Below are 9,875 nucleotides of genomic sequence, written 5' to 3' on the forward strand. Positions count from 1 at the left end.
CTATCGGCCGTTCATGAAGGCAGCCAAGCAAATCTTCGATCTTGCCGGTGCGGCTCTGCTGCTGGTGGCGACATCTCCTGTCTTGGCGCTCACCGTCCTTGCCGTTCGGGCATCGTCGCCGGGCCCGGCTATTTTTTCACAGGTGCGGGTCGGCCGTGACGGTCGGCTTTTCCGCTGCCACAAGTTGCGCACGATGTATGTCGGGACGCCGTCGCTACCCTCGCATGAGGCGCCGGCGGATTCCGTGACATCGGTTGGAAAGGTCTTGCGGAAGTTCAAGCTGGATGAGCTGCCGCAATTCTGGAACGTCTTGAAGGGCGAAATGAGCCTGGTCGGGCCGCGGCCCTGCCTGCCGACCCAGACGGAATTGATCGAGTGTCGCAGGCGGCTGGGGGTTTTGGCGGCGCTGCCGGGCATAACCGGCCTGGCCCAGATCAGGGGCATCGACATGTCTAACCCGGAACTCTTGGCGCAAACGGATGCTGCCTACCTCCGCACCGCGTCGTTCTGGCTCGATCTTCGGATCCTGTTTGGAACGCTCTACCGCTGAGCAGACCATGAAAAGATCATGGTCAAGCAAGAAAGTCAGGATCTGCTGAGCCGCGCCAGCTCGGCCAGCCGCTCAAGCGTGCCGGCTTCGGGCGTCCACCCCTGCGATACCAGCAGGGCGGGGTCGCATATCTGTGTGGCGGTCAGGCTGTCCCAGAACGCCCGCCTGCCGAGTGCGGCCACCACCGGCCGTATCAGCCCGGCCGGCACCGCCATCAGGCGCACAGGCCGCCCCAAACCTCTGCGAAAGGCGGTGATGACGGCGTCGACGGCGACCGGCGGCACATCGGCGCCGACATAGATCGGGCGAAGCGGCCCGGAATGCCTGAGCAGGTGCGACACTGCTCGCACCGCGGCCTCGGAAGACATCAGCGAGCGGATTCCGGTCAAGGCACCCGTCGGCAGCGGCAGCGGCGTATCGGCAAGGCGCATCAGCGTTGCCAGATTTCCCCTCATGCCACTTCCATAGACCGGAGGCAGGCGCAACACGGCGGCGTCGGAGCGGCCATGCGACGCATAGGCGTCCAAAACCGTGATCTCGCTTTCGCGCTTCGAGCGTCCATAGGCGCATTGTGGGGCAGGAAGCGTGTCCTCGTCGATCGTTGCGCTGACGTGCGCGCCGATCACCGCCCGGATCGAGGAGAGATGAATGAAACGTCCGCTTATCTGGGCCGCCGCTGCATGCGCCAGCCTTGCGCTCAGTTCCACATTGGCCGCCTGGTAATCGGCTTCGGTTGCATTTCCCCGATCATTGTTGAGGCCAGCGCAATGGACGACGTCAGTCATATGCCGGGTCAGTTCCAGAAAGGCGGCGGCCGGCGCATCGAAGCCGGGCATCGGCACAGCCTCGTTCTCCGAAGCAAGCCTCTCGGGATGGCGGGAGGCGAGGCGAAGCTCGGCACCGGCTTCGCGTAAGTGGCGCACGACAAGACGCCCGATGAAACCTGTCGCGCCCGTGACCAGAACCTTCATGGCCTTGCCCGAGACAGGTCTTGCGTGACTGGTGCAAGTGCCGGCTCGTCCAGCAAAGGAACATGGCGTCCGGAGGCGAGATATGTTCCGCTCACCAGGAAGACCATCAGCACCGAGTCCAGAATGTCATGGCCGACCAGGATGCCTGTCATTCCGGCCGTCAGATAGGTGATCACCACGACGACAATCATGGTGGCGCCGAACCGCTCGTTCGGATCGCTGCTGTTTCGCAAGACCCGGGCGGCATTTCCAGCGGCAACGATAAAGATCGCTGCCAGCGTCACGGCGCCCAGAATTCCTGCTTGCACCAAGGCGGTCAGGAAGCCGTTGTGGAAATGGTTGAAGCCTGTGTCCATCGCGAACTGCTCATGAAAGCCCTGTTTGATCAGAAGCTGGGTTGCACCCACACCGTGCCCGAACAGTGGCATGTCATGGAATGCTTTGAGGCCGATCTCCCAAAGCGCAACACGTATTCCCAACGAGGTGTCGTAGTTGCCGCTAGCTCCAAGCGCACCCCAATCGGAGCGCAAAAAGTCGACCCGCCCGGATATCGCCTGGAAGCTGGAAGCGGCGATCACGACGCCGACTGCCGCCAGCAGCAGCAGCAGGCGAACGGCATTCCTGCCCCTGAGCCTGTGCCGGTTGATCAACATGACGGCTATGCCGGCGATCAGCAGTGCCAGCCAGATGGTACGCGAGCCGGAATAGATGACGGCGATCGTCCCGGCCAGTGTCGCGTAGAAGAGGGGTGTCCGGGCTTGCTCAATACTGGACAAGGCGCCAGCCACACAGGTCACCACGGCAAGGCAGACGACGGTTGCGAAGACGATCGGATTTCCGGCTCCCCCCTCCGCCCTGACGCCAATCCAATATTGCTGGATGACGGCCATGAGCAGCGCGACAAAGCAGGCGGCCATGCTGGAAAGCACGACGATGCGGGCAAGCGTGGTTTTCTGCGTGTTGCTCCATGTCGAATAGGACACGGGAAAAAACAGGAAGGTGACGAGCGGGATAAGATGCGGCGCATCCCGGACAAACGAGTTGTTGACGATGGACGCCAGGAGATTGGCGGCGCAGTAGGCATAGATCGCGACCGTCATCCAGATCATGGGCCGGTCGGCGTTGAAGCGCCTTTTCCCTAAAGCAATCAGCAGGGCGGACGAAAGGCCTCCGCCATTGAACACAAAGCTGACCACCGACCCCAGAACCGGTGGAAAAAAGAAGCAAAGGATGGAGAAGTAGTTGTTGATCCGCGAAGGCGAGAATTGCTGTGTGAGGGATGAAAGCCGGCTCAATTTTCGGGCTCGCTGTTTTCGGCAAGTGTCATGCGGCGGATCTTGTTTAGCGAAGTTGAATGCGCTCGCCTCGAAATTGCCCAGGCCTCATAACGCGCTTGCCCGCTGCCGAAGCTGGTATAGCGGCCGCCCCCCGTTTTCGATAGTGTATCTGGTGGATTGCCACCGAAAATCGGCGGCAGGCGACGGTCGGCCAAGGGAAGTCGCTTGAAAGCCGTAGCCGGTCATTCAAGCAATATTTTCCCCGCGTTTTCTCGGTTGTTGAGCTTGCGGGCAGGAATTTCCGGGTTTGATGGTATCTGTGGAAAATTCATTCTCGAACCATGTGCGGCCGGGCCAGTCTTGCATTGTTCTTGACAACGGCGATCTGCTAGAACGCCGGCACGAGGAAGATTGTCCAGAAACAAGGCTCGAACCGGGCGCAAAAGCTCGATGATTTGAGGCAAGGTCTTCTGTTGGAAATACGAAAGAACGCCCACGGTCCATGACAACAGCGCTTACGCATCTTCAGCGGCTTGAGGCCGAGTCCATCCATATATTCCGCGAGGTTGCGGCCGCCTTTGCCAAGCCGGTCATGCTCTATTCGGTCGGCAAGGATTCATCCGTGTTGATGCATCTGGCGATGAAGGCGTTTTATCCCGCCAAGCCGCCATTTCCCTTTCTTCACGTCGACACGACGTGGAAGTTCCGCGAGATGATCGCCTTTCGCGATCAGATGGCGCAGAAACTCGGCTTCGATCTCCTGGTTCATGTCAACGAAGACGGCGTGCGCGACAACATCAATCCGTTCGACCATGGTTCGAACACCCACACCCATGTCATGAAGACCGTGGCGCTGCGCCAGGCGCTCGACAAATACGGCTTCGACGCGGCCTTTGGCGGCGCACGTCGCGACGAGGAGAAATCGCGCGCCAAGGAGCGCATCTTTTCCTTCCGCAATGCCCAGCATGTGTGGGATCCGAAGAACCAGCGCCCCGAAATGTGGAAGATATTCAACACCCGCATCGCATCGGGTGAATCGATCCGCGTCTTTCCGCTGTCGAACTGGACCGAGCTGGATATCTGGCAGTACATCCTGCAGGAAAGTATCCCGATCGTGCCGCTCTATTTCGCCAAGGAACGGCCGGTGGTGGAACGCGACGGCATGCTGATCCTGCGGGACGACGAGCGCATGAAACTCCGCCCCGACGAGACAGTGGAGAACCGGCTCGTGCGGTTCCGCACGCTTGGCTGCTATCCGCTGACTGGCGCCATCGAATCGGAGGCCGACACGCTGGAAGCCATCGTCGGCGAAATGCTGACGGCACGGACATCCGAACGGCAGGGTCGCCTGATCGACCGCGATGAAGCCGGCTCGATGGAAAAGAAGAAGCGCGAGGGGTACTTTTGACCATGCGCCACATCATGGCAAAGAGCCTCGCCCCCACCGACGGCGTTCGCGACTATCTGGCGGCGCAGGAGAAGAAGTCGCTGCTGCGCTTCCTGACCTGCGGCTCGGTCGATGACGGCAAGTCGACGCTGATCGGGCGCCTGCTGTCCGACACCAAGCAGATTTTCGAGGATCAGCTCGCCGCGCTCGAACGCGATTCGCGCAAGCATGGCACGACGGGTGACGACATCGATTTCGCACTGCTGGTCGACGGCCTCGAGGCCGAGCGTGAGCAAGGCATCACCATCGACGTCGCCTACCGTTTCTTTGCCACGCCGAAGCGCAAATTCATCGTCGCCGACACACCTGGCCACGAGCAATACACCCGCAACATGGCCACCGGCGCCTCGACCGCCGACCTGGCGATCGTGCTGATCGATGCCCGGCAGGGTGTGCTTCGACAGACCAGGCGACATTCGATCATCGCCTCGCTGCTCGGCATCCGCCACGTCGTGCTGGCCGTCAACAAGATCGATCTTGTCGATTTCGATCAGACGGTTTTCGACCGGATCGTCGAAGACTACGGGCAATTCTCGCGCGATCTCGGCTTCCAGACCATTGCGCCGATCCCGATGTCGGCCCGTTATGGCGATAATGTCAGCCGTCGGTCGGAAAGCATGGAATGGTATTCCGGCCCAACGCTGATCGAGCATCTCGAAACCGTGTCAGTCGACCAAGCGATGGTCGAACTGCCGTTCCGTTTCCCGGTCCAGTATGTCAATCGTCCCAATCTCGACTTTCGCGGCTTTGCCGGCACGGTCGCTTCCGGCTCGGTTGCGCCCGGCGACGAGGTCGTTGTCGCCAAGTCGGGCAAATCCTCGCGCGTCAAGCGGATCGTCTCGTATGGCGGCGATCTCGCCCAGGCGGCTGCCGGACAGGCCGTCACGCTCGTCCTCGACGACGAAGTCGAAATCTCGCGCGGCAACATGCTGGTTTCGCCTGCCGCACGGCCGCAGGTCGCCGACCAGTTCGCCGCCAACATCGTCTGGTTCGACGAGCATGCGCTGCTGCCGGGCCGCTCCTACATCCTGCGCACCGAGACCGACCAGACCAGCGCCACCGTCACCGATCTGAAATACCGGATCAACGTCAACGACTTTGCCCATGAAGCGGCCAAGTCGCTCGAAATGAACGAAGTCGGCATCTGCAACATCTCGACGCGGACGCCGATCGCCTTTGATCCCTTCGCCGAAAACCGCACAACCGGCGCCTTCATCCTGATCGACCGCATCTCCAACGCCACGGTCGGCGCCGGCATGATCCTGCACTCTCTGCGCCGCGCCGAAAACATCCATTGGCAGTCGCTCGATGTCGGCAAGCGCGTGCGCGCCGACATGAAGAACCAGCGGCCCGCCGTGTTCTGGTTCACCGGGCTGTCGGGATCCGGCAAGTCGACCATCGCCAACCTGTTCGAAAAGAAGCTGTTCGCCACCGGCCGTCATACTTATATCCTCGACGGCGACAACGTCCGTCACGGTCTCAATCGCGATCTTGGCTTTACCGATGCCGATCGCGTCGAGAACATCCGCCGCGTCGCCGAGGTGGCGCGTTTGATGGCCGATGCCGGGTTGATCGTCATTGTTTCGTTCATTTCGCCGTTCAGCGCCGAGCGGCGCATGGCACGTGAATTGATGGCCGACGGAGAATTCGTCGAGGTGTTCGTCGATACGCCCTTCGAGGAATGCGCCAGGCGTGATCCGAAGGGCCTCTATGCGCGCGCGCTGAATGGCGAGATCAAGAATTTCACCGGCGTCGATTCCCCTTATGAAGCGCCGGAAACCCCGGAGATCCATCTGCAGACACTCGGCAAATCGGCCGAAGAGATGGTCGACGCCCTGGAACACTGGCTGAACGAGCGCGACATTGCCGAAGACCAATACGATAGCGGCGGCGGCATCTGACGACAGGCTGATGCTTGAAATCTTCGAGCGCCTGGCCTTGTCGGCCGGGCGCGAGGTGATGCGCGTGTTCCACGCCGGCTGTGCGGTTGACCGCAAGTCCGACGCCTCGCCGGTGACCGAGGCGGACCGCGAGAGCGAAAAGATCATTCTCGCCGGACTGCGTGCCGCATTTCCCGATATCCCCTGCGTGGCCGAGGAAGAAGCTTCCGCCGGTATCGTGCCGCCCGACCTAAATGGGGCTTTCTTCCTGATCGATCCGCTCGACGGCACCAAGGAATTCGTCAACCGCCGCACCGATTTCACCGTCAACATAGCGCTGGTTCGCGATGGTGTGCCGGAGGTCGGCGTCGTCTTTGCGCCCTGCACGGGCCGCTTCTTTTCCGGCCTGCCGGGAAGGGCGGAATCTCTCGAGATCGATGGCGGCTACCAGATCGTCGGCCGCCGGCCGATCTCGGTGAGAACGGCCGTGGCGCCGCTGGCCGTCGTCGCCAGCCGTTCCCACAACACGCCGGAAACCGAGGCCTATATTCGCGACCTTGGTGCCGCCGAAATCGTCTCGGTCGGTTCGTCCTTGAAATTCTGCCTTCTCGCCAGTGCCGAGGCTGATGTCTATCCGCGCTTCGGCCGCACCATGGAATGGGACACGGCGGCAGGCGACGCCATCCTGCGCGCCGCCGGTGGCATGACGCGCACGCTCGATGGCCAGCCTCTGGTCTATGGGAAGCGCCGGCAAAGCGACGACGAGGATTTCGCCAATCCGCATTTCATTGCCAGCGGCGGGGCAGGGGTCAGCCCCGCCTGAGAAGGCCCGGTAGCTTACTCGGCCGCTGCCTGCGCCGAATTCGAGCCTATATAGTTGCGGATCGTCTCGATGATGCGGTCCTGGTCGGCTTCGCTGAGATAAGGGTGCATCGGCAGGCACAGGATCCGCTTCGGCAGGTCTTCCGAAACGGCAAGGCCGGTCGGCGTGCGCGGATAATCGCGATAAGCGACCTGGGCATGCAGCGGCTTCACATAGTAGATGACAGACGGAATGCCCTTTTCGCCGAGATGCGCCCTCAGCCCGTCGCGCTTCGGCGTCTCGATGGCGTATTGCGCCCAGGCCGAACGGCTGCCGTCCAGATTGCGGGCGGCGGTAACGACGTCGCCAAGCCCATCGGCATAGCGCTTTGCCACGACCTGCCGGGCGACCATCTCGTCTTCGAGAATGGCCAGCTTCTCGATGAGGATCGCCGCCTGTATCGTGTCGAGCCGCGAATTGATGCCGACGCGGACATTGTCGTACTGCGTCTCGCCCTTGCCATGAAAGGCGAACGAGCGAAGCTGTTCGGCCAGCGCATCGTCATTGGTGAACATCGCGCCGCCGTCGCCGTAGCAGCCAAGCGGTTTTGCCGGATAGAAGCTGGTCGAGCCGACCGCACCGAAGGAGCCGCACATCTTGCCGTCGAGCGAACCGCCCATCGACTGGGCGGCATCCTCGATCACCATCAGGCCTTCGCGGTTGGCGATCGCCATGATCGCCTCGTAATCGGCGGCAAGGCCAAACAGATCGACGGGAATGATTGCCTTCGGCTTCAGCCTTCCTTCCTTCTTGATCATGGCAATGGCCGCTTCGAGGCTGGCAATGTCGATGTTGTAGCTGTGCGGGTCGACATCGACGAACACCGGCTCGGCCTTGGCCAGCGCCACCACTTCGGCGGTGGCGGCGAACGTGAAGCTCGGCACGAACACCGCGTCACCCGGGCCGACGCCGGCTGCAAACAGCGGCAACAGCAGCGCGTCGGTGCCGTTGGCGCAGGCCACGACATGCTTGGTACCGATATAGGCGGCAAGCTTGTTCTCGAATTCGGTGACTTGCGGGCCAAGAATATAGCGGCCCTCGTCGACGACACGGTCGATCGCGGCCTTCAGCCGGTCGCGGATTCGTTCGCGCTGCGCGCCTAGATCGATGAACTGCATGTCGGCCTCAAAATGGGTTAGCCAGATAATCGGCCGCTGGTACCAGAGTTGCGCTTGCCGAGAAAGCCGGGCAGGCGGAGCCCTAAATTGCGGAAGTGTCGCAGTCCGTTACCAGTTTTCCCGGCGAATGTCAGTCAGATGCCGGAAATCCGGGCTTCGTCGGGCGCCATCCCGCCCTTATAGCCTTGGAAAGAGCCCCTGCGAAACATAAAGTGATCGATTGGGCTCAACTTATGTTGAGCGTTGCTCAGGCGATTTCATGTCGCCAGGGTGGATTGGCGCCGGCCCGCGACACGGTCACTGCCGCCGCCTTCGCGCCGAGCGCCAGCGCCTTATGGATGGCGTCTACCGACAGTCCGGAAATCGCCGCTTTCGTCAGCAGGCCTTGCTCGTGCAGCGAGGCGAGGATGCCGGCGTTGAACGTGTCGCCGGCGCCGACCGTGTCGACCACCTCGACCCTTTCGGGCACGACGGCAACCGCATGTTCCCTGGTATAGCCGACCGCGCCTTCGCCGCCATGGGTGACGACGATCAGCTTCGGGCCGCGGTCCAGCCAATTGCGGATGACATCCTCATGCGAGCCGGCTTCGCCGAACCAGTTCAGGTCTTCGTCCGACAGTTTCACGATGTCGGCCATCGCCATCATGGTGCGAATGCGCTTGAGGTGCTTGGCCTTGTCCGGGATGAAGTTCGGCCGGATGTTGGGGTCGAGCATCATGACGCGGCTTTCATGCTCGCGCCGCATGAACTCTTCATAGGCACTGCCGGCGGGCTCGGAAATCAGGCTGATGGCGCCGAACAGCATGGCTTCGATCTCGTTGCCGAGCTGCGGCAAATCGTCGATCGTCAGCATGCGTCCGGCGGTGTTCTCGTCATAGAAAGTGTACGTCGCCTGGCCGTTGGTGAGCTTGACGAAGGCCAGCGTGGTTGGCCGTGGCGAGGTGTGTGCATAGGTGGAACTGACCTTGCTCGCCCCAAGCGCATCCCGGAATTGGCCGCCGAACAGATCCGACGACAGGCCGGAAAAGAAGCCGGCCGGCGCGCCGAGCCGGCCAAGTGCGATTGCCGTGTTGAACACGGCGCCGCCGACATAAGGCGCAAAGGCCGGCTCGCCCGCTGTCGTCGTGCGCGGCAGCATGTCGATCAGGGCTTCGCCGCAGCAGAGGATCATGGCTTCTTGGTCTCCGGCGGATAGATCACGCCCTTGCGTATGATGATGTTGGCGTAGAGCCGCGGCTCGCTTGTCGCGACGATGGCATGCGCCGATTTGACCCGTGCATAGAAGTCGGCGCCGGCCAGCGCAACCACCTTGCGGCCTGGCGCCCGTTTGGCGCAGATCGCTTCGATCTCATGATGGACAGGATCGGCAAGCGAGGGATCGCCTCGGACCGAGGCGCGAAACAGCGCCTCCGGCACGGCGTCATCGACAGGCAGGACACTCAATATCGCGTCGAGTACCGGGATAAGAGGGTGGCCATCGGCGCGTACCAGTCGGGTTGCCTGCTGTTCCGCCGGATAGTTTCCGTCGACAAGGGCGATTTCGTCGCCATGGCCCATGCCGCGCAGGATCGCCAGAAGCTCCGGACCGAGCAGCGCCGGGATTCCGATCAGCATCAGGCGCTCCTGGAAATCGTCGTCGAGCCGATCAGGAAGCGTTCGGAAAGTGGCAGGCTGGCGCCGCCGAGCGCCCGGGCATGGATACCGACGGTTCCCTCGCGAATGGCGGGCAGCTTCAAGCCTTCGCCGTCGATCGTGGCGATTGCCGCAATG

9 protein-coding genes and 1 pseudogene are annotated in these 9,875 nt (G+C 62.0%); 4 read left to right on the top strand and 6 right to left on the bottom strand.

Annotated elements, in window-relative coordinates:
• Window positions 1-13: 13 nt before the first annotated feature.
• A complete protein-coding gene (locus tag EN925_RS10085; protein ID WP_013532714.1) occupies window positions 14-550 on the top strand; it encodes a sugar transferase in 537 nt (178 codons plus the stop codon).
• A 35-nt stretch (window positions 551-585) separates the two neighbouring features.
• Here the strand turns inward: EN925_RS10085 and EN925_RS10090 are convergent, their stop codons facing one another.
• Together EN925_RS10090 and EN925_RS10095 are read right to left on the bottom strand one after the other, a co-directional pair.
• The gene (locus EN925_RS10090) at window positions 586-1,521 is read right to left on the bottom strand and encodes an NAD-dependent epimerase/dehydratase family protein (RefSeq protein WP_127368214.1); all 936 of its coding nucleotides are present in this window, start codon (window positions 1,519-1,521) and stop codon (window positions 586-588) included.
• On the bottom strand, window positions 1,518-2,816 hold the full coding sequence (locus EN925_RS10095) for an O-antigen ligase (RefSeq protein WP_127368213.1): 1,299 nt from the start codon (window positions 2,814-2,816) through the stop codon (window positions 1,518-1,520). The genes EN925_RS10090 and EN925_RS10095 overlap by 4 nt, the downstream gene beginning before the upstream one ends.
• 484 nt (window positions 2,817-3,300) lie before the next feature.
• On the opposite strand from EN925_RS10095, the gene cysD reads away from it, so the two are divergent.
• The 3 genes from cysD to cysQ are packed head-to-tail and all read left to right on the top strand — an operon-like array spanning window position 3,301 to window position 6,948.
• Entirely contained in the window at window positions 3,301-4,206 is a 906-nt protein-coding gene (gene cysD / locus EN925_RS10100; protein ID WP_013532711.1) for a sulfate adenylyltransferase subunit CysD, read from the top strand.
• Between the two features lie 2 nt (window positions 4,207-4,208).
• On the top strand, window positions 4,209-6,146 hold the full coding sequence (gene cysN, locus EN925_RS10105) for a sulfate adenylyltransferase subunit CysN (protein WP_164766110.1): 1,938 nt from the start codon (window positions 4,209-4,211) through the stop codon (window positions 6,144-6,146).
• 10 nt (window positions 6,147-6,156) lie between these two features.
• Window positions 6,157-6,948 (top strand): 3'(2'),5'-bisphosphate nucleotidase CysQ, encoded by a 792-nt coding sequence (gene cysQ / locus EN925_RS10110; protein WP_024503689.1) that lies wholly within the window; start codon window positions 6,157-6,159, stop codon window positions 6,946-6,948.
• Window positions 6,949-6,962: 14 nt separating this feature from the next.
• Here cysQ and EN925_RS10115 read toward each other — a convergent pair whose 3' ends face one another.
• The 4 genes and pseudogenes from EN925_RS10115 to EN925_RS40645 all read right to left on the bottom strand — a co-directional run.
• Window positions 6,963-8,105, bottom strand: a complete 1,143-nt coding sequence (locus EN925_RS10115) for a DegT/DnrJ/EryC1/StrS aminotransferase family protein (RefSeq protein WP_024503690.1) — start codon at window positions 8,103-8,105, stop codon at window positions 6,963-6,965.
• Between the two features lie 247 nt (window positions 8,106-8,352).
• Entirely contained in the window at window positions 8,353-9,276 is a 924-nt protein-coding gene (locus EN925_RS10120; protein WP_127369947.1) for a carbohydrate kinase, read from the bottom strand.
• The gene (locus EN925_RS10125) at window positions 9,273-9,719 is read right to left on the bottom strand and encodes an RbsD/FucU domain-containing protein (RefSeq protein WP_013532706.1); all 447 of its coding nucleotides are present in this window, start codon (window positions 9,717-9,719) and stop codon (window positions 9,273-9,275) included. Before EN925_RS10125 ends, EN925_RS10120 begins: the two co-directional genes overlap by 4 nt.
• Window positions 9,719-9,875: pseudogene (locus EN925_RS40645) on the bottom strand (sugar kinase); the annotation flags it as partial. The gene EN925_RS10125 and the pseudogene EN925_RS40645, both read right to left, overlap by 1 nt.

Origin of the sequence: Mesorhizobium sp. M7A.F.Ca.US.006.04.2.1 (genome assembly GCF_004022915.1) — a bacterium.
Lineage (GTDB): Bacteria > Pseudomonadota > Alphaproteobacteria > Rhizobiales > Rhizobiaceae > Mesorhizobium > Mesorhizobium ciceri.

Excerpts from the sequence above, each read along its gene's own strand:
- EN925_RS10085 (WP_013532714.1), top strand. The coding sequence starts at position 14 with ATGAAGGCAGCCAAGCAAATCTTCGATCTTGCCGGTGCGGCTCTGCTG.
- EN925_RS10090 (WP_127368214.1), bottom strand. The coding sequence starts at position 1,521 with ATGAAGGTTCTGGTCACGGGCGCGACAGGTTTCATCGGGCGTCTTGTC.
- cysD (WP_013532711.1), top strand. The coding sequence starts at position 3,301 with ATGACAACAGCGCTTACGCATCTTCAGCGGCTTGAGGCCGAGTCCATC.
- cysN (WP_164766110.1), top strand. The coding sequence starts at position 4,209 with ATGCGCCACATCATGGCAAAGAGCCTCGCCCCCACCGACGGCGTTCGC.
- cysQ (WP_024503689.1), top strand. The coding sequence starts at position 6,157 with ATGCTTGAAATCTTCGAGCGCCTGGCCTTGTCGGCCGGGCGCGAGGTG.
- EN925_RS10115 (WP_024503690.1), bottom strand. The coding sequence starts at position 8,105 with ATGCAGTTCATCGATCTAGGCGCGCAGCGCGAACGAATCCGCGACCGG.
- EN925_RS10120 (WP_127369947.1), bottom strand. The coding sequence starts at position 9,276 with ATGATCCTCTGCTGCGGCGAAGCCCTGATCGACATGCTGCCGCGCACG.
- EN925_RS10125 (WP_013532706.1), bottom strand. The coding sequence starts at position 9,719 with ATGCTGATCGGAATCCCGGCGCTGCTCGGTCCGGAGCTTCTGGCGATC.